The sequence below is a fragment of the Kitasatospora sp. NPDC057904 genome (assembly GCF_042887925.1).
GTDB lineage: Bacteria > Actinomycetota > Actinomycetes > Streptomycetales > Streptomycetaceae > Kitasatospora.
On record NZ_JBHVOL010000007.1, the window covers coordinates 249,716 to 268,462 of the forward strand.

The 18,747-nt window shown below is 72.8% G+C and carries 16 protein-coding genes; 5 read left to right on the forward strand and 11 right to left on the reverse strand.

The features are described from left to right. Positions 1-3: 3 nt before the first annotated feature. Entirely contained in the window at positions 4-483 is a 480-nt protein-coding gene (locus ACFVSN_RS20085) for a DUF948 domain-containing protein (protein ID WP_387956328.1), read from the reverse strand. Between the two features lie 340 nt (positions 484-823). Between ACFVSN_RS20085 and ACFVSN_RS20090 the strand changes: the two genes are divergently transcribed. Further along, positions 824-3,052, forward strand: coding sequence for an ATP-binding protein (locus ACFVSN_RS20090; protein ID WP_387956329.1), 2,229 nt, complete (start codon positions 824-826; stop codon positions 3,050-3,052). Positions 3,053-3,101: 49 nt separating this feature from the next. Beyond that, the gene (locus ACFVSN_RS20095) at positions 3,102-3,428 is read left to right on the forward strand and encodes a tetratricopeptide repeat protein (RefSeq protein ID WP_387956330.1); all 327 of its coding nucleotides are present in this window, start codon (positions 3,102-3,104) and stop codon (positions 3,426-3,428) included. Between the two features lie 106 nt (positions 3,429-3,534). Here the strand turns inward: ACFVSN_RS20095 and rpsD are convergent, their stop codons facing one another. From rpsD to ppk2, 4 genes are all read right to left on the reverse strand, one after another. Next, positions 3,535-4,149 (reverse strand): 30S ribosomal protein S4, encoded by a 615-nt coding sequence (rpsD, locus tag ACFVSN_RS20100; protein ID WP_030240707.1) that lies wholly within the window; start codon positions 4,147-4,149, stop codon positions 3,535-3,537. Positions 4,150-4,471: 322 nt separating this feature from the next. Then, the gene (locus tag ACFVSN_RS20105; RefSeq protein WP_380437979.1) at positions 4,472-5,821 is read right to left on the reverse strand and encodes a replication-associated recombination protein A; all 1,350 of its coding nucleotides are present in this window, start codon (positions 5,819-5,821) and stop codon (positions 4,472-4,474) included. A 31-nt stretch (positions 5,822-5,852) separates the two neighbouring features. Further along, positions 5,853-6,464, reverse strand: a complete 612-nt coding sequence (locus tag ACFVSN_RS20110; RefSeq protein ID WP_380437981.1) for an antibiotic biosynthesis monooxygenase — start codon at positions 6,462-6,464, stop codon at positions 5,853-5,855. A 73-nt stretch (positions 6,465-6,537) separates the two neighbouring features. Then, a complete protein-coding gene (gene ppk2 / locus ACFVSN_RS20115; RefSeq protein ID WP_380437983.1) occupies positions 6,538-7,338 on the reverse strand; it encodes a polyphosphate kinase 2 in 801 nt (266 codons plus the stop codon). Positions 7,339-7,544: 206 nt separating this feature from the next. Here ppk2 and ACFVSN_RS20120 point away from each other — a divergent pair, with 206 nt between their 5' ends. Next, positions 7,545-8,462, forward strand: coding sequence for a LysR family transcriptional regulator (locus ACFVSN_RS20120; RefSeq protein ID WP_380437986.1), 918 nt, complete (start codon positions 7,545-7,547; stop codon positions 8,460-8,462). Here the strand turns inward: ACFVSN_RS20120 and ACFVSN_RS20125 are convergent. From ACFVSN_RS20125 to ACFVSN_RS20140, 4 genes are all read right to left on the reverse strand, one after another. Further along, a complete protein-coding gene (locus tag ACFVSN_RS20125; RefSeq protein ID WP_380498729.1) occupies positions 8,459-8,971 on the reverse strand; it encodes a GNAT family N-acetyltransferase in 513 nt (170 codons plus the stop codon). The genes ACFVSN_RS20120 and ACFVSN_RS20125 overlap by 4 nt on opposite strands. Positions 8,972-9,066: 95 nt before the next feature. Continuing rightward, on the reverse strand, positions 9,067-10,857 hold the full coding sequence (aspS, locus tag ACFVSN_RS20130; protein ID WP_380500147.1) for an aspartate--tRNA ligase: 1,791 nt from the start codon (positions 10,855-10,857) through the stop codon (positions 9,067-9,069). Further along, on the reverse strand, positions 10,854-12,116 hold the full coding sequence (hisS, locus tag ACFVSN_RS20135) for a histidine--tRNA ligase (RefSeq protein ID WP_380437992.1): 1,263 nt from the start codon (positions 12,114-12,116) through the stop codon (positions 10,854-10,856). The genes aspS and hisS overlap by 4 nt, the downstream gene beginning before the upstream one ends. A gap of 11 nt (positions 12,117-12,127) precedes the next feature. Continuing rightward, positions 12,128-12,835: an MBL fold metallo-hydrolase gene (locus ACFVSN_RS20140; RefSeq protein WP_380437994.1), complete on the reverse strand. Its 708-nt coding sequence runs from the start codon at positions 12,833-12,835 to the stop codon at positions 12,128-12,130. 278 nt (positions 12,836-13,113) lie between these two features. Here ACFVSN_RS20140 and ACFVSN_RS20145 point away from each other — a divergent pair, with 278 nt between their 5' ends. Together ACFVSN_RS20145 and ACFVSN_RS20150 are read left to right on the forward strand one after the other, a co-directional pair. Beyond that, positions 13,114-13,962 (forward strand): peptidylprolyl isomerase, encoded by an 849-nt coding sequence (locus ACFVSN_RS20145; protein ID WP_380437996.1) that lies wholly within the window; start codon positions 13,114-13,116, stop codon positions 13,960-13,962. Positions 13,963-14,230: 268 nt separating this feature from the next. After that, positions 14,231-15,460 (forward strand): DUF349 domain-containing protein, encoded by a 1,230-nt coding sequence (locus tag ACFVSN_RS20150; protein ID WP_380437997.1) that lies wholly within the window; start codon positions 14,231-14,233, stop codon positions 15,458-15,460. Positions 15,461-15,576: 116 nt separating this feature from the next. On the opposite strand, the gene ACFVSN_RS20155 is transcribed toward ACFVSN_RS20150, so the two are convergent. Then, a complete protein-coding gene (locus ACFVSN_RS20155; RefSeq protein WP_380437999.1) occupies positions 15,577-18,084 on the reverse strand; it encodes a RelA/SpoT family protein in 2,508 nt (835 codons plus the stop codon). A gap of 105 nt (positions 18,085-18,189) precedes the next feature. Beyond that, the gene (locus ACFVSN_RS20160; RefSeq protein ID WP_380498726.1) at positions 18,190-18,741 is read right to left on the reverse strand and encodes an adenine phosphoribosyltransferase; all 552 of its coding nucleotides are present in this window, start codon (positions 18,739-18,741) and stop codon (positions 18,190-18,192) included. Positions 18,742-18,747: the final 6 nt, after the last annotated feature.

Consider the following 18,747-nt stretch of genomic DNA (forward strand, 5'->3'; position numbering starts at 1 on the left):
GCGTCAGCCCCTCACCGCGCGCCGGACCCGGGACAGCAGGCCGCCGCGCGGGGCGGTCGCGGCGCGCACCTCGGCCCGGATCAGCCGGGCCAGCTCCTCGCGCTCGCCCGGCTGGACGGGCACGGACGGGTTGCCGCCCTGCTGCCTGGCGACCGCCTTGCGGACGCCGTAGCTGAAGGCCGCGACCTTCACCAGCGGCCCGCCCAGGGTGGCCGCGACGGTGGAGGAGAGCGCGTTGGCGTTGGCGGCGGCGTCCTGGACGTTCGCGGTGATCTCGTCGACCCGCTCCAGCTGCTCGTTGGCGCTGCGCACGGCGGCGCCCGCCTCGGTCAGCAGCGGCACGGCCTGCTCGGTGACGGCGGAGACCAGGACGGTGGCCTCCTTGAGCACCCGCGAGAGGCGGACCAGCACCACGGCGAGCAGGGTGACCAGGACCGCCCAGAACACGGCGACGAGCAACCCGGCCAGCTCTCCCACGGACACCTTTGCGCGCTCCCTCGCCTTGCTGTTCGCCTTGCTGTTCTCCAAAACGGAACCCTATCGCGCCCACGCCCGGTTTCCGGACCGGGTGGGCGGTGGCGCAGCGGGCCCGGGGGCCCGTATCCGGGCTCCCTCCCGCGTGCCGTCGCCGGGGGACGCGCCGCGCCCGCCCTCCGGGCGGACGACGGGAGTCCGAAGACGGGCCCGTGATCCGGTCGGGTGTGCGAACCGCCCGCGTAACCTACCGGCCGGTCACCTCGTTCTGCCAGGCGGGTCGTCGCCCGTACGGCCCGACGCACGTCCGGGCCGGTACGGTCCGGGCCCGGAGCACGGGGAGCAGCGCTTGGCCGGCGACTGGACAGCACAGCCTCGGGAGGCCGGCCCGCGCCGGCGCGCGGCGCAGCCCGGTCGGCTGCCGGCCGAGGTCACCGGCTTCGTCGGCCGTCGGCGGGAGCTGACCGAGCTGGCCGGGCTGCTGGCGAACGCCCGGCTAGTGACGGTCACCGGGCCGGGCGGGGTCGGCAAGAGCCGGCTGGCGCTGCGCGCGGCGGCGCGGGCGACGGGCGCGTTCCCGGACGGCACCTGGCTGGTCGACGTCGCCCCCGTGCAGGACCCGCTCCTGCTCGGCCACGCCGTCCTGGAGGCGCTGCGGCTGCCGCACGGCACCGCCCGGCCGCCGCTGGAGGTGCTGACCGAGCAGCTGGCCGGCCGCCGGCCGCTGCTCCTGGTGGACGGCTGCGAGCACCTGGTGGAGGCCTGCGCGGAGCTGGCGGACACCCTCCTGCGGGCGGTGCCCGGCCTGCGCGTGCTGGCCACCAGCCGGGCGCCGCTGCGGGCCGGCGGCGAGCACCTGTACACGGTGGCTCCGCTGCCGGTCGGCCCGGTGGCGGACGGGCGGCCGGGGCCCGGCACGCTGCCGGACGCGGTGCAGCTGTTCGCCGAGCGGGCGCGCGCCGTGCTGCCCTCCTTCACCGTGACGGAGGCGAACGCCGAGGCGGTGGGCCTGCTGTGCCGCCGGCTGGACGGCATCCCGCTCGCCGTCGAGCTGGCGGCCGGGCGGCTGCGCGCGCTGTCCGTCGAGCAGATCACGGCCCGGCTGGACGACCGCTTCCGGCTGCTGACCGGCGGTGCGAGAACGGCCCTGCCCAGGCACCAGACGATGCGCACGACGATCGGCTGGAGTCACGAGCTCTGCACGGTGCAGGAACGTTTACTCTGGGCCCGCCTCTCGGTCTTCGCCGGTGGCTTCGACCTGGAGGCCGCCGAGTACGTGTGCGCCGCCGAGGGCATCGACGCCGAGGACGTCCTCGACCTGCTCTCCGAACTCGTCGCCAAGTCCGTCGTCCTGCGCGAGGACACCGCCTACGGCGTCCGCTTCCGGCTGCTCGACACCCTGCGCGAGTACGGCGGCACCTGGCTGCGCGCCGCCGGCGACGAGCAGCGGCTGCTGCGCCGCCACCGGGACTGGTACCTGGGGGTAGCGACCTGGGGCGAGGTCGAGTGGTTCGGCCCCCGGCAGGCGGAGACCGCCGAACGCACCGGGCTCGCCCACACCAACCTCCGGGCCGCGCTGGAGTTCTGCCTCTCCGAGCCCGGCGAGGAGCAGCTCGCCCTGCTGATGGCCGGCACGCTCTGGTTCTACTGGGTCGGCAGCGGCCACCTCGGCGAGGGCCGGCACTGGCTGGACCGCGCCCTCGCCCTGGCCGGCGAGCCGACCGAGGCACGCGCCAAGGCGCTCTGGGTGACCGGCTACATGGCGACGCTCCAGGGCGACCTGCCCGCCGCCCGTCCGGCCCTGGAGGAGTGCCGCCGCCAGGCCCTGGCCACCGGCGACGACCGCGCGCTCGCCTACGCCGTCCACCGGCAGGGCTGCGCGGCCCTGATCGGCGACGAACCCGGCCGCGCCGCCGAGCTGTTCGAGGAGGCGCTGTGGCACTACCGGACGATCGGCGAGCTCAACAGCAACGTCCTGATGGCCATGCTCGAACTGGGCCTCGCCTACGTCTTCCAGGGCGACCGGGAGAGCGGCGAGCTGTGGTTCGGCCAGGCCCGCGAGGTGTGCGAGGAGCACGGCGAGCAGTGGGCGTACGCGTACGTGCTGTACGCGATGGCCTTCTCGCACTGGATGGACGGCGACGTCCGCCCGGCCCGGGTCCTCGCCCGGGAGAGCGTGCGGCTCAACCACCTGTTCCACGACCTGCTGGGCATCGTCCTCGGCATCGACCTGCTGGCCCTGCTGGAGACCGAGCCCGCCGGACCGGACGTCCCGGGCGACCTGCACGAGGCCCGGCTGCTCCAGGGCGCGGCGCACCGGATCTGGCGCACGGTCGGCACGCCCTTCCTCGGCTCGCGGTTCTTCTTCGGCCCGCACCGGCAGTGCGCCGAACGGGCCCGCGCCGGGCTCACCGAGCAGGAGTACGAGGACTGCTACGCGGCGGGCGCCCGGCTCGGCCTCGACGCGGCGGTGTCCCGGGCCCTCGGCACCGGCGGCTCCCCGGGCGGGCCCGGGCCGGGGCCGGGCCCGTACGCCGTCCCGCCGGCCCCGGCGCCCGCGCCGGTGCGGAATAGCTGAAGCTTGCGGATTGCTTGAGGAGGCAAGTACCAAGCCGGAAGGAGCCACCGTGGCCGTCCACACCGCCGCCGACGAGTACCGCCGGGCGAAGCTCTACTTCGAGTCCAAGGCGTACAGCGAGGCCGCCCACATCCTGGCAGGCGTGCTCGCCGAGGAGCCGGCCAACCTCTCGGTCCGCCTGCTGCTCGCCCGCAGCTACTACCACTCCGCCCAACTCCGCAACGCCGAGGCCGAGTTGATCCGGATCCTGGAGGCCGACCCGGCCGAGGACTACGCCCGGCTGATGCTCGGCCGCACCCTGGAGCGCCAGGGCCGCGCCGCAAAGGCCCGCCCGCACCTGCGGCTGGCCGCCGCGATGGCCGGCGAGAGCGCCTGAGCCGGGCAGCGGTTCCGGACGGGCGCCGAAAAGGGGCGAGCCCCCACCACCCCGAGGGGCGGTGGGGGCTCGCTGTGGTTCCGCGAAGTGCAGGACCAGCCGCGGGTCAGCGCGAGTAGTACTCGACGACCAGCTGCTCGTCACAGATCACCGGGACCTCCTTGCGCTGCGGCGCACGGTCCAGGCGGAAGGCCAGGGCCTTCAGGTTGACCTCGAGGTACTTCGGGGTCTGGCCCTCACCCGCGTAGCCACCCTCACGGGCGACCTGGAAGGGGACCTTCTCCTTGGAGCGCTCGCGGACGGTCACCACGAAGCCCGGCTTCATCTGGAACGACGGCTTGTTGACCTTGCCGCCGTTGACCTCGATGTGGCCGTGGACGACCATCTGGCGGGCCTGGTAGATGGTGCGGGCGATGCCCGAACGCAGGACCAGGGAGTCCAGACGGGTCTCCAGGTCGGCGACGAGCGCCTCACCGGTCTTGCCCTCGGCCTTCTTCGCGCGGTCGAACGCGCGCGCCATCTGCTTCTCGCTCAGGTCGTACTGGGCGCGCAGACGCTGCTTCTCGAGCAGACGGACCTTGTAGTCCGAGTTCTGCTTGCGACCACGGCCGTGCTGGCCGGGCGGGTACGGGCGGGCCTCGAAGTACTTGACGGACTTCGGGGTCAGCGGCACGCCGAGCGCACGCGCGATCTTGACCTTGGGGCGCTTCTGGTTCGCCATGAACCAAACCTTCCTTGCTTTCGAATACGGCTTCACCAGGTGTTGACGGAGGTCGCAAGTCGCGACCCGGAGAAAACCCCGCCGCCTGCGCGGTGGGATCAGCCGCTCTCCGGAGCCGGGCACGGATGTGCTTGTCGCACGGACGATCCAGTGGACTGGGCCGCCCGCGACACCGAGACGGTGCGCGACGCTCCTGGTGCGGACCCCTCGGAAGGGGCCTACGGCCGGCGTCCCGCTGGTGCGGCCGGTCGGTGGGGTCTCCCCCGCCGCCGTCCCGGGACGTGGCACTCCGATCGAGTATACCGGGGCGCGTGCATACCGTTCACTCGCCCCTGAGCCGGCCCCTCGTCCACTCCACGACGTCCGCGTAGCGGGCCTCGCCGCCGCGCCGGGTCGGCTGGTAGTAGTCCTTGCCGTGCACCGCGTCCGGCGCGTACTGCTGGGCCGCGATGCCCTCCGGCAGGTCGTGCGGGTACTGGTAGCCCTGGCCGTGGCCGAGCTTGCCCGCGCCGCCGTAGTGCGCGTCCCGCAGGTGCGGCGGCACCGCGCCCGCGAGGCCCTGCCGGACGTCCGCCAGCGCCGCGTCGATCGCCAGGTAGGCCGCGTTCGACTTGGGCGCCAGGGCCAGCGCGATCGCCGCCTGGGACAGGATGATCCGCGCCTCCGGGAAGCCGATCAGCGCCACCGCCTGGGCCGCCGCGACGGCCGTCGCCAGCGCCGTCGGGTCCGCCAGGCCGACGTCCTCGCTGGCCGAGATCATCAGCCGCCGGGCGATGAAGCGCGGGTCCTCCCCCGCCTCGATCATCCGGGCCAGGTAGTGCAGCGTGGCGTCCACGTCGCTGCCGCGGATCGACTTGATCAGCGCGCTCGCCACGTCGTAGTGCTGGTCGCCGTCCTTGTCGTAGCGCACCGCCGCCTGGTTGACGGCCGTCTCGGTGGTGGCCAGCGTGATGCTCGGCTCGCCCTTCTCCAGCGCCGCCCCGGCCGCCGCCTCCAGCGTCGTGAGCGCCCGCCGGGCGTCCCCGCCGGCGAGCCGCACGAGGTGGTCCTCGGCCTCCTCGGTCAGCTCCAGCGCACCCTCCAGGCCGCGCTCGTCGGCCACCGCTCGGCGCAGCAACGCGCGGACGTCGTCGTCGGTGAGCGACTCCAGGGTGAGCAGCAGCGAGCGCGACAGCAGTGGCGAGATCACCGAGAAGTACGGGTTCTCGGTGGTCGCCGCGATCAGGGTGACCCAGCGGTTCTCGACGGCCGGCAGCAGCGAGTCCTGCTGGGCCTTGGAGAAGCGGTGGATCTCGTCCAGGAAGAGCACCGTCTCGCGGCCGGACATGCCGACGGCCCGCCGGGCGCCGTCGATGACCGCGCGCACCTCCTTGACGCCGGCGGTGATCGCGGACAGCTCGACGAAGCGCCCCTCGACGGCCTGGCTGATGACGTGCGCGAGCGTGGTCTTGCCGGTGCCGGGCGGGCCCCAGAGGATCACCGAGCTGGTCGCGGCCGGCCCGCGCGAGCCGGACACCAGCCGGCGCAGCGGCGAGCCGGCCTTGAGCAGCCGGTGCTGCCCGGCGACCTCGTCCAGGGTGCGCGGGCGCATCCGCACGGCCAGTGGGGCCCGGCCGGGCTCCTTGGCCTGGCGTTCCTCGGCGGCGGCGGTGAAGAGGTCCGGTTCGTCCACACCGGAAGCCTATGCGAGGGTGCGGACAGGCCTACCGCTTCCGGCGGTCCAGCAGGACGACCTCGAACTCCTCCACCGACACGATGGTGGCGCCGACGGCGGCCGAGGCCTGCGCCCGGGCGTCGGCCTGCGGCCCGCGGGAGGCCTCCAGGCTCGCCCGGTCGGCGAAGATCGTGCCCACCACGGCCCGGCCGCGCGCCCGGTCGACGAGCATCGCGCCGGTGACGAAGCCGTCGGTCTTCTCCAGCAGGGGCAGCGCCCGCTCCCGGAAGACCTCCGCCAGCCGGTCCACCTTGGCCGGGTCGACCTCGGCCCGCACCAGCCGGAACCCGGCACCCGGCCCGGCGTCACCGGGCGGGGCCGCCGCGACGGCCTCCCACACGTCGGTGGCCACGGTGCCGGCCAGCGGCGCGAGCAGCTCGGCCCGGCGCTCGCCGAGCTCCCGGTCGCTGTCCCGCTCGGCCTGCGCGGTGTCCCACCACGAGCTCATGGTGATCTTGCCCAGCGCCCGGTCGGCGTACAGCCCGTAGCCGAGGTAGCCCGGCTGCGGGGCGAGCAGCCCGACGGCCTCGGTGCGGAGCCCGTCGAGGGTCCGGTCGATCCGATCGGGGTGCCCGGTGGCATAAACGGTACGGACGAACATGAGCACGCCTCCCGACGTCGCAGGGCGCCACGGGGGCCCGATCGCAGGAGTGCGGCGCCCGGAGAAGCCCCGTCTACTCCAGTCTGGCAGCGTGGTCCGGAACGTACTTCTGGAGATCGCGCGGGGGCCGCTGGTAGCCGCGCGGGGCCGGGCGCGGCGGCAGGGCGATCCTCGGCGCGGCCACCTCGTGGTACGACACGGTGGACAGCAGGTGGGCGATCATGTTGACCCGGGCCCGGCGCTTGTCGTCGCTCTCCACCACGTGCCACGGCGAGTCCGGGGTGTCGGTGTAGACGAACATCTCGTCCTTGGCCCGCGAGTAGTCCTCCCAGTGGGTGATCGACTCGACGTCCATCGGGGAGAGCTTCCAGCGCTTCATCGGGTCCTCCAGGCGGTCCCGGAAGCGCCGCTCCTGCTCGGTGTCGCTCACCGAGAACCAGTACTTGCGCAGCAGGATGCCGGCCTCGATCAGCATCCGCTCGAAGGTCGGGCACTGGTGCAGGAACTGCCAGTACTCCTCGTCGGTGCAGAAGCCCATCACCCGCTCGACCCCGGCCCGGTTGTACCAGCTGCGGTCGAACAGCACGATCTCCCCGGCCGCGGGCAGCTGCTCGACGTACCGCTGGAAGTACCACTGGCTCTTCTGCCGCTCGGTCGGGGTCGGCAGCGCCGCGACCCGGGCGATGCGGGGGTTCAGATACTCCGTCACCCGCTTGATCGCGCCGCCCTTGCCCGCCGCGTCGCGGCCCTCGAAGACGACGACCAGCCGGGCGCCCTCGACCCGCACCCACTCCTGGAGCTTCACCAGCTCCTGCTGGAGCCGCAGCAGTTCCCGCTCGTACGGCCGCTTCGCCAGTCGCTGCACCTTGGCCACCCGGGATCCTCCGTCCAACCGCTGATGATCCCTCACGGTAGGCGCCGAAGGCCGGATCCGCAGGTCGTGGGCGGACGTGGGCGGCAGCGGCGGCCCCCTGAACCGCCGCTGCCGCACTCCCCCGATCACCGGTCGCGAGACCGAACGATCAACCTTCGCCCAGACCTGCCGGACCGGTCCAATTTCCGGTTCCATAACCTTGGGGCATGGATATCGACACCCGCCTGCTGCGCAGCTTCGCCGCGGTCTGCGAGGAGGGACAGCTCACGGCCGCCGCGGCCCGGCTGTTCGTCTCCCAGCCGACGCTGACCAAGCAGATCCGCCAGCTGGAGACGCTGCTCGGGGTCGAACTCTTCGAGCGCTCGCGCCGGGGCATGACCCCCACCCCGGCCGGCCGCGCGCTCGCCCAGCACGCCGGCGCGATGCTGGCCGGCTGGGACGAGGCGCTGCGCGCCACCAGGGCGGCGGCCGCCGAGCAGGTGGCGACGCTGCGGGTGGGGTTCGAGGGCGGCATCATCAACCTGATGACCCGCAGCACGGTCGCCGACTTCTCCCGGCGGATGCCCGGCTGGCAGGTGGAGCTGCGGCAGAACAACTGGTTCGACCCGACCTCGGGCCTGGCCACCGGCGAGATCGACCTCACCCTCTGGCACGCGCCGCCCTACCTGGCCTCGCAGTACAACGTCGCCGTGCTGGGCGAGGAGCCGCGGGTGGTGGCGATGCCCGCCGGGCACCGGCTGGCATCGCTGGCGGAGGTACGGCTGGCGGACCTCCTGGACGAGCCGTTCGTCGCGATCCCGCACGAGGCCGGGCACTGGCGCGAGTACTGGCTCGCCGGCGAGGAGCGGCGCGGGCGTCCGGTGCGGATCGGCGCGGTGGCGCACAACACCGACGAGTGGCTGGCCGCGGTGGTGTGCGGCCAGGGCATCGGGATCGCACCGGAGACCATGAGCCGGCTGGCACCGCGCGAGGACGTCGCGTACCGGCCGGTGGCGGACCTGAGTCCGAGCCAGGTCGGGCTCTACTGGCCCAGGGACCGCCAACTCACCCCGGCGATGGCCGCGTTCGTGCACAGCTGCCGGGCCACGTTCGGCTCCGCGGGCCGGGACCAGGGCACGCCCTAAGCCGCGGCCTCGAACGGCTCGGGGTAGCGGCACAGCCCGCGCGGCGCGCCGTCGTACCCGGGCAGCGCGAGCGTCTGGAAGTACGCCTCCGGCACCTCGAACGGGCCGGTCACCTCGTGCAGCCGGGCCGGCGCGAAACCGAACCGGCGGTAGTAGGCCGGGTCGCCGAGGACGACCACGAGCTTCTCCCCCGCCTCCTCGGCCGCCGACAGCGCCGCGCGCACGACGAGTTCACCGACGCCCTTGCGCTGCCACTCCGGCGCGACCGCGACCGGCGCGAGCGCGAGGCCCTCGCCGTCCGCGCCGACCCGCAACCGGGTCAGCAGGGCGTGCCCGATCACCAGCCCGCCGTCGTCAACTGCCACCACCGAGAGCCCGGGCAGCCAGGCCGGGTCGCGCCGCAGCGCGTCCACGAGGTCCGCCTCGTCCGGGCCCGGGAACGCCGCCATGTGGACCCGCCGGGTGGCCGGCGCGTCGTCCGGACATTCGACTCTGGTTCTGACCTTCATGGGTGGTCAACCCTCCCTGTGTCACACGTCCTTGTGGACCGGCCCCGGACGGTGGGTGGACCGTCCGGGGCCGTTGCAGGTTAGCCGATGGTGCGTCAGCCCTTGGGCTGCGCCTCGGACTTGGCGTCCTCGCGGACCTTGGGCTGGGCGTCCACGCCGGCCTCGCGGCGCTGCGCCGGGGTGATCGGGGTCGGGGCGCCGGTCAGCGGGTCGCCGCCGGTGGACGTCTTCGGGAAGGCGATGACGTCCCGGATGGTGTCGTACCCGCCGAGGAGGGTGACGATCCGGTCCAGGCCGAAGGCGACGCCACCGTGCGGCGGCGGGCCGTAGTTGAAGGCGTCCAGCAGGAAGCCGAACTGCGAGGCCGCCTCCTCCTCGGACAGGCCGATCGCGTCGAACGCGCGCTTCTGGACGTCCCGCTGGTGGATACGGATCGAACCGCCGCCCAGCTCCGAGCCGTTGAGCACGAGGTCGTAGGCGTTGGACAGCGCCGAGCCCGGGTCGGTGTCGAAGGTGGCCAGCGACTCCGCGGTCGGGGCGGTGAACGGGTGGTGCACCGCGTGCCAGCCCTGGAACTCGCCCTTGTCGTCCTCGATCGGCTCGAACATCGGGAAGTCGACGACCCAGAGGAAGGCCCACTGCGACTCGTCGATCAGCTCGCAGCGGCGGCCGATCTCCAGACGGGCGGCACCGAGCAGCTCCTGCGAGGCGCGCTCCTTGCCGGCCGCGAAGAAGATCGCGTCGCCGTTCTTGGCGCCGGCGGCGGCGGCCAGGCCGGCCAGGTGCTCCTCGGAGAGGTTCTTGGCGACCGGGCCGCGCAGCTCGCCGGTCTCGGCGTCGATGACGACGTAGGCCAGGCCGCGGGCGCCGCGCGCCTTGGCCCAGTCCTGCCAGGCGTCGAGGGCCTTGCGGGGCTGCGAGGCGCCGCCCGGCATGACCACGGCGCCGACGTACGGGGCCTGGAAGACGCGGAACTCGGTGCCCTTGAAGTACGCGGTGAGGTCGGTGAGTTCCTGGCCGAAGCGGACGTCCGGCTTGTCGGAGCCGTAGCGGGACATGGCGTCCGCGTAGGTCATCCGCGGCAGCGGGTTCGGGACCTCGTAGCCGTGCACCTCGCGCCAGATCGAGCCGACGATCTTCTCGCCGAGGGCCAGGATGTCCTCCTGGTCGACGAACGAGGCCTCGATGTCCAGCTGGGTGAACTCCGGCTGCCGGTCGGCGCGGAAGTCCTCGTCGCGGAAGCAGCGGGCGATCTGGTAGTAGCGCTCCATGCCGGCCACCATCAGCAGCTGCTTGAACAGCTGGGGCGACTGCGGCAGGGCGTACCAGTGGCCGGGCTGCAGGCGGACCGGGACGAGGAAGTCGCGGGCGCCCTCGGGGGTGGAGCGGGTCAGGTACGGCGTCTCGATGTCGAGGAAGTCGTTCTCCTCCATCACCCGGCGGATGATGTTGTTGACCTTCGAGCGCAGCCGCAGGCCCTTGGCCGGGCCCTCGCGGCGCAGGTCCAGGTAGCGGTAGCGCAGCCGGACCTCCTCGTTGACCGTGCCCGGCTCGTACTCGGCGACCGGGAACGGCAGCGGCGCGGCCTCGGAGAGGACCTCGATGTCGCTGACGACGACCTCGACGGCGCCGGTCGGGATGTCGGGGTTCTCGTTGCCCTCGGGGCGCACCCGGACGTCGCCGACGACCTTGACGCAGTACTCGGCGCGAAGGCCGTGCACCGAGTCCAGGTCGCGGACCACGATCTGCACGGTGCCGGAGGCGTCGCGCAGGTCGATGAAGGCCACGCCGCCGTGGTCGCGGCGGCGGGCGACCCAGCCGGCCAGGGTGACGGTGGTGCCTGCGTGCTCCGGGCGGAGCGTGCCCGCGTCGTGCGTGCGGATCACAGCTGCTTCTCCTTCAGGGTGGTGACGAGTGCGTCGAGGGCGACGGGGGACTGCTCGCCGGTGCTCATGTCCTTGAGCTGGACGACGCCCTCGGCGAGGTCCCGGTCCCCGGCGATCAGGGCGAAGCGGGCGCCGGACCGGTCGGCGGACTTCATGGCGTTCTTGATGCTCTTGACGCCGAAGGCGAGGTCGGTGGCGACGCCGGCCCGGCGCAGCTCGACCACCTTGGCGAACAGCAGGTTCTTGGCCTCCTCGCCGAGCGCGACGGCGTAGACGGAGGTGGCGGCCGGCAGGTCGAGGACGACGCCCTCGGCCTCCAGCGCGAGGTAGGTGCGGTCCACGCCGAGGGCCCAGCCGACGGACGGCAGCGCCGGGCCGCCGATCATCTCGGACAGGCCGTCGTAGCGGCCGCCGCCGCCGATCGCGGACTGGGCGCCGAGGCCGTTGTGCACGAACTCGAAGGTGGTGCGGGTGTAGTAGTCCAGGCCGCGCACGAGCTTGGGGTCGTCGGTGAACGCGACGCCGTTGGCGGTGAGCAGCTCGCGGACCTTCTCGTCGTACGCCTTGCAGTCCTCGCACAGGAAGTCGCGCAGCATCGGCGCGCCGACGAGCTGCTCCTGGACGGACTCGCGCTTGTCGTCGAGGACGCGCAGCGGGTTGATCTCGGCGCGGCGGCGGGTCTCCTCGTCCAGGTCGAGGCCGGAGAGGAAGTCGATCAGGGCGGCGCGGTAGACCGGGCGGCACTGCTTGTCGCCGAGGCTGTTGAGCAGCAGCGTGTAGTTCGACAGGCCCAGCGAGCGGAACGCGTCGTCGGCGAGGATGATCAGCTCGGCGTCCAGGGCCGGGTCCTCGGCGCCGATGGCCTCGGCGCCGACCTGGGAGAACTGGCGGTAGCGGCCGGCCTGCGGGCGCTCGTAGCGGTAGTACGAGCCGGAGTACCAGAGCTTGACCGGCAGGTTGCCCAGCTTGTGCAGGTTGGCCTGGAGCGCGGCGCGCAGCACCGAGGCGGTGCCCTCGGGGCGCAGCGCGAGGTCCTCCTTGCCGCGCTTGGTGAGGGAGAACATCTCCTTGGTCACGATGTCGGTGGACTCGCCGACGCCGCGGGAGAACAGCTTCACGTCCTCGAAGACCGGGGTCTCGATGTAGCCGTAACCGGCCCGGCGGGCGGGCGCGGCGATGCGCTCGCGGATCGCCAGGAAGGTCGCGGAGCTGGGGGGCAGCAGGTCGTAGGTGCCCTTGGGGGCGGTGAAGGTGCTCAACTTCTCTTCCGTCACATTCCTCGTCGCGGGAAAGCCGGGGCGCCGGCCGCCCCCGCTGCCTGTCGGAGGTAGGGGTTGGTGGCGCGCTCGCGGCCGATGGTGGTCTGACCGCCGTGGCCGGAGAGGACCACGGTGGAATCGTCGAGGGGCAGGCACACCCGGGCCAGCGACCGCATGATCGCCTCGCTGTCCCCGCCCGGGAGGTCGGTGCGCCCGATGGAGCCGGCAAACAGCAGGTCGCCCGAGAAGAGCACCGGGGGGAGGTCCTCGGCTCCGGGCGTCCGGAAGGTCACCGACCCCCCGGTATGGCCCGGGGCGTGGTCCACGGTGAGCCGCAGGCCGGCCAGCTCCAGCACGCTGCCGTCGGTGAGCTCGCGGACGTCGTCGGGCTCGCCGACGGTGAGCTCGCCCATCAGCTGGGTGCCCAGGGAGCGGCCGAGCGCCTTCTCCGGGTCGGCCATCATGTACCGGTCCTCGGGGTGGATCCAGGCCGGGACGCCGCGGGCGCCGCAGACCGGGACCACCGAGGCGACGTGGTCGATGTGGCCGTGGGTGAGCAGCACGGCGACGGGCTTCAGCCGGTGCTCGCGGACCAGTTCCTCGACGCCGGCGGCGGCCTGGTGGCCGGGATCGACGATGACGCACTCCTCACCGGGCCCCGGCGCGACCAGGTAGCAGTTGGTGCCCCAGGCTCCAGCGGGGAATCCGGCGATGAACACGCGCGTCCTTCGGTGTGCGGCGACAGGCTGTGACGGCTGCCAGTACGGATGCTGCCAAGAGTGATTTAGGGGCAGCCTACCGGCGGTGCGGGTCCGGTTGCGAACCAGATTGGGGTGCCGGGCGCGGTTCGCCTGACAGGTTCACCGCCTTCTTACGGGCCGGGTCCCTACACTTGGCCGCCGATGGATGCGATGATCCGCTCCGGAATCCTTCACCATCCCTCCTCGCCCGCGATCGGGCGGGAGGCCCAGCGCACATCGTTCAGGAGACACGGCCGGTGGTCAGCAGCGAACAGCGGCGGCGGCAGCTCGCCCGCGAGAAGTACGAGCGCCAGATGGAGCGCCGCGTCGCGGCGGCGAGTGCCCGCAAGCGCCGCAACACGATCCTCGGCGCCTCGCTCGCCGTGGTGGTCCTGGCCGGCGGCGGCACCCTCTTCGCCACGGGCGCCTTCGGCTCGGACGACAAGGACAAGTCGAGCACCGCCCAGGCCGCGCCGACGCAGCCCGCGGCGACCGACGCCAGCGCGCCGCCCGCGCCGACCCGCAAGCCGGTCGAGGGCTGCACGGACCCGGCGCCGGGCAAGCCGAACGGCAAGCAGTGGCAGGCCGAGCCGGCCATGACGCTCGACGCCTCGGGCACCTACACGGCGACGCTGGACACCAACTGCGGCAAGGTGACGATCGCGCTGGACGCGGCCAAGGCCCCGCACGCGGCGAACTCCTTCGCCTTCCTGTCCGGCGAGCAGTACTTCGACCACACCAAGTGCCACCGCCTCACCACGGGCGGCATCTTCGTGCTCCAGTGCGGCGACCCGACCGCCAGCGCGACCGTGCCGGGTGGCATGGGCGGCCCCGGCTACAAGTTCGCCGACGAGAACCTGGCCGGCGCGACCTACCCGGCCGGCACCGTGGCGATGGCCAACTCCGGCCCGGGGACCAACGGGAGCCAGTTCTTCCTGGTCTACAAGGACACCCAGCTCGACCCGAAGTACACCCCCTTCGGCAAGATCACCGGGGGCCTGGACGTGCTGCAGAAGATCGCAGCCGCGGGCACCCTGGAGGGTCGCCCGGACGGCCACCCGATGGCCGACGTCACCCTCAACTCGGTGACCACGGCCAAGGGTTGACGAACCCCGGGGCCCGCCCCGGCGCGCTCCCGAGCGCGCTCCGGCGCGGCCCCGGCCCGAAATCGCCCGGCCCGGATGCGGACAGCACCGGGCCTGGTCGCCTATGTTGGCGTTGTGTAGGGTGCCCGGACCCGCCTTAGCCGTCACCCTCGGCGAGCAGGACACGGCGGACGGGGACGGCGGACTTCTTCGGTCCGCCGCACATCAACTGTGGACGACGGACGCGCGCCGCCCCGGCGCGGGCGCGACGTCATGTGGAGGACGCGCTATGAGCAGCGACCCGTGGGGCCGTGTCGACGAGCAGGGCACGGTCTACGTCAGGACGGCCGACGGCGAACGCGTCGTGGGTTCCTGGCAGGCCGGCTCGCCCGAGGAGGCCCTGGCCTACTTCGAGCGCAAGTACCAGGGCATCGAGGTGGAGATCGGCCTGCTGGAGAAGCGGGTGCGCACCACCGACCTGGCCGCCAAGGACGCCCAGACCGCGCTGGAGCACCTGCGCGCGCAGGTGACCGAGGGGCACGCGGTGGGCGACCTGGAGGCCCTGGCCAAGCGGCTGGACACGCTGGCCGGTGAGATCGAGACCCGGCGCGAGGAGCGCAAGGCCGCCCGGGCCAAGGCCCAGGACGAGACCCGCACCGCCAAGGAGGCGCTGGTCGCGGAGGCCGAGCAGCTCGCCGAGTCCACCCAGTGGCGGGAGGCCGGCGACCGGCTGCGCGCCCTGGTGGACACCTGGAAGGGCCTGCCCCGCCTGGACCGCAAGAGCGACGACGAGCTGTGGCACCGCTTCTCGCACGCCCGCTCGGTCTTCTCCAAGCACCGCAAGTCGCACTTCGCGGCGCTGGACAACGAGCGCGAGCAGGCCCGGCAGACCAAGGAGTCGCTGGTCACCGAGGCCGAGGCGCTGTCCTCGTCCACCGAGTGGGGCGACACCGCGGCCCGCTACCGCGACCTGATGGCGCGCTGGAAGGCCGCCGGGCGCGCCCAGCGGGACGTCGAGGACGAGCTGTGGGCGCGGTTCCGCGGCGCGCAGGACGTCTTCTTCCAGGCCCGTTCCGCGGTGTTCAGCGAGCGGGACGCCGAGCAGGTGGAGAACCAGAAGCTCAAGGAGGCGCTGGCGGTCGAGGCCGAGGCGATCCTGCCGATCACCGACCTCAAGGCCGCCAAGGCCGCGCTGCGCGAGGTCAACGAGCGCTGGGAGGCGATCGGGCACGTGCCGCGCGACGCCCGTCCGAAGCTGGACGGCCGGCTGAACGCGGTCGAGCGGGCGATCCGCGAGGCCGAGGACAGCGAGTGGAAGCGCTCCAACCCGGAGGCCAAGGCCCGCGCGGCCGGCATGGTCGGCCTCTTCCAGGCCAAGGCCGACAAGATCCAGGCCGACCTGGACAAGGCCCGCGCCGCCGGCAACGCCTCCAAGGTCACCAAGCTGGAGAAGGAGCTGGCCGGCGTCCAGGAACTTCTGGAGCAGGCCCACAAGAGCCAGGACGAGTTCAGCGGCTGATCCCCTCGGCCCGCTGAACGGCGAAGGCCCCCGGGGCTCTTGGATTCCAAGAGCCCCGGGGGCCTTCCTCATGCCCCGCGACGCCCGCGCTGCCTGCGGCGCGGGCGTCGCCTACGTCACTTGCGGGCCGAGGTGACGCGGTAGACGTCGTAGACGCCCTCGACGCCGCGGACGGCCTTGAGCACGTGGCCGAGGTGCTTCGGGTCGCCCATCTCGAAGGTGAAGCGGCTCATCGCGACCCGGTCGCGCGAGGTCTGCACCGCCGCCGACAGGATGTTGACGTGCTGGTCCGAGAGCACCCGGGTGACGTCCGAGAGCAGGCGCGAGCGGTCCAGCGCCTCGACCTGGATCGCGACCAGGAAGACCGAGGACTGGGTGGCGGCCCACTCGACGTCGATCATCCGCTCGGGCTGCTGGCTCAGCGCCTCGACGTTGACGCAGTCGGCGCGGTGCACCGAGACGCCGTTGCCGCGGGTCACGAAGCCGACGATCGGGTCGCCCGGCACCGGGGTGCAGCAGCGGGACAGCTTGACCCAGACGTCCTCGACGCCCTTGACGATCACGCCCGGGTCGCCCTTGGCCCGGCGGCGCACGGCCCGCCGGTCGTGCGTCGGGGTCGCGGTCTCGGCCAGGTCCTCGGTGGCACCCTCCTCGCCGCCGAGCGCCTGGACCAGCTTCTGGACGATGTTCTGCGCGGCGACGTGCCCCTCGCCGATCGCGGCGTAGAGCGAGGAGATGTCGGGGTAGCGCATCTCGTGGGCCAGCGTGACCAGCGAGTCGCCGGTCAGGATCCGCTGGATCGGCAGGCCCTGCTTGCGCATCGCCCGGACGATCGCCTCCTTGCCGTGCTCGATCGCCTCCTCGCGGCGCTCCTTGGAGAACCAGGCGCGGATCTTGTTGCGGGCGCGCGGCGACTTGACGAAGCCCAGCCAGTCCCGCGAGGGGCCGGCGTTCTCCGCCTTCGAGGTGAACACCTCGACGGCGTCGCCGTTCTCCAGGGTCGACTCCAGCGGCACCAGCCGGCCGTTCACCCGGGCGCCGATGGTCCGGTAACCGACCTCGGTGTGCACCGCGAAGGCGAAGTCGACCGGGGTCGCACCGGCCGGCAGGGCTATCACGTCGCCCTTGGGGGTGAAGACGAAGACCTCGTTGCTGGCCAGGTCGAAGCGCAGCGACTCCAGGAACTCGCCCGGGTCGGCGGTCTCCTTCTGCCAGTCCAGCAGCTGCCGCAGCCAGGCCATCTCGTTGACGGCGCCGGCCTTGTCGTCCTTGCGGACCTGGGTCGGCGTGTCGGTGCGGACCTTGGAGGCGCCGGCCACCGCGCGCTGCTTGTACTTCCAGTGCGCGGCGATGCCGTACTCGGCCCGCCGGTGCATGTCGAAGGTGCGGATCTGGAGCTCGACGGGCTTGCCGCCGGGCCCGATCACCGTCGTGTGCAGCGACTGGTACATGTTGAACTTGGGCATCGCGATGTAGTCCTTGAACCGCCCCGGCACCGGGTTCCACCGCGCGTGGATGGTGCCCAGCGCCGCGTAGCAGTCGCGGACGGTGTCGACCAGGACCCTGATGCCCACCAGGTCGTAGATCTCGGCGAAGTCCCGGCCCCGGACGATCATCTTCTGGTAGACCGAGTAGTAGTGCTTCGGCCGTCCGGTGACGGAGGCGGTGATCCGGGCGCCGCGCAGGTCGCCCTGGACCTGGTCGATGACGGTCGCCAGGTACTCGTCCCGCTTGGGGGCGCGCTCGGCGACCAGCCGGACGATCTCGTCGTACATCTTGGGGTAGAGGATCGCGAAGGCGAGGTCCTCCAGCTCCCACTTGATGGTGTTCATGCCCAGCCGGTGCGCCAGCGGGGCGTAGATCTCCAGCGTCTCGCGGGCCTTCTTCTCCTGCTTCTCCCGCTTGAGGTAGCGCATCGTGCGCATGTTGTGCAGGCGGTCGGCCAGCTTGATCACCAGGACACGCGGGTCCTTGGCCATCGCGACGACCATCTTGCGGACGGTCTCGGCCTGCGCGGCCTCGCCGAACTTGACCCGGTCGAGCTTGGTGACGCCGTCGACCAGCAGGGCCACCGAGTCGCCGAAGTCCTTGCGCAGGGTCTCCAGGCCGTAGTCGGTGTCCTCGACGGTGTCGTGCAGCAGCCCGGCCATCAGGGTCGGGGCGTCCATACCGAGCTCGGCCAGGATGGTCGCGACGGCCAGCGGGTGGGTGATGTACGGGTCGCCGCTCTTGCGCTTCTGGCCGCGGTGCCACTTCTCGGCCACCGCGTAGGCGCGCTCGATGTCGCGCAGCAGCACCGGGTCGGCCTTCGGGTCGTTCGCCCGGATCGAGCGGAACAGCGGCTCCAGGACGGGGTTGAGCACGCTGGAGCGCTGGCCGCCGAGGCGGGCCAGGCGGGCGCGCATGCCGCCGGTGGTGGAGCCCCGTCCGGTGGGCGGGAACGAACGCGAGGAGGTCGGCGCCGGGCGTGCCGGGGTGGCCCCCGAGGGCGTGGGACGGTCTTCGGGGGCGGCCGCTGCGGCCGTGGGCACAACCTCGTCGGGCAAGGACACTCCTCGGGGCACCGGGCCGGCCCCTCGCGGGCCGCGCCACCAGCGCACAACCGGGAGGGGATGAATCTTCATGGTACCGAGCCGGGCGCTCGGGTGTTCAGCCGCCCGGGTGGGGACACGCGAAGGCGGCGGTCGGATGATCCGACCGCCGCCTGTCACTCAGGTCCCGCAGGCCCCTCAGACCGTGACCAGGGTCTCCAGCGGAGCCCCGCCGAGGTGCCCGGCCAGCCGCTCACGGCCGTCCAGGAAACCCAGCTCCATCAGCACGACGACGCCCGCCGGCTCGGCGCCCGCCTCCTTCACCAGGTCCAGCGAGGCGCCGATGGTCCCACCGGTGGCCAGCACGTCGTCCACCACCAGCACCCGCTCACCGGGCGCGAAGGCGTCGCACTGCACCTCCAGCGTCGCCGAGCCGTACTCCAGCTCGTACGAGCGCCGGAACACCTCGCCGGGCAGCTTGCCGGCCTTGCGGATCGGCACGAAGCCCAGCCCGGCCGCGAAGGCCGCCGGAGCCGCCAGCACGAAGCCGCGCGCCTCCAGGCCGACCACCTTCGTCGCCCCGAGCTCCTGCGCCCGCTCCGCGAGCGCGCGGGTGAGGGCGCCGAAGGCCTCGGCGTCGGCGAGCAGCGGCGCGATGTCCTTGAACAGCACACCCGGCTTCGGGTAGTCCGGGACGTCCCGGATCCGGCTGTTCAGCAGCTCGGCCAGTGCGGTGTCGGCGGTGGTCACGGTGTC

What these genes read in the sequence shown, in the direction of transcription:
- rpsD (WP_030240707.1), bottom strand. Translation starts at nt 4,149, where the DNA reads ATGGCGAACCAGAAGCGCCCCAAGGTCAAGATCGCGCGTGCGCTCGGC.
- ACFVSN_RS20110 (WP_380437981.1), bottom strand. Translation starts at nt 6,464, where the DNA reads ATGTTCGTCCGTACCGTTTATGCCACCGGGCACCCCGATCGGATCGAC.
- ACFVSN_RS20120 (WP_380437986.1), top strand. Translation starts at nt 7,545, where the DNA reads ATGGATATCGACACCCGCCTGCTGCGCAGCTTCGCCGCGGTCTGCGAG.
- ACFVSN_RS20125 (WP_380498729.1), bottom strand. Translation starts at nt 8,971, where the DNA reads ATGAAGGTCAGAACCAGAGTCGAATGTCCGGACGACGCGCCGGCCACC.
- ACFVSN_RS20150 (WP_380437997.1), top strand. Translation starts at nt 14,231, where the DNA reads ATGAGCAGCGACCCGTGGGGCCGTGTCGACGAGCAGGGCACGGTCTAC.
- ACFVSN_RS20155 (WP_380437999.1), bottom strand. Translation starts at nt 18,084, where the DNA reads ATGAAGATTCATCCCCTCCCGGTTGTGCGCTGGTGGCGCGGCCCGCGA.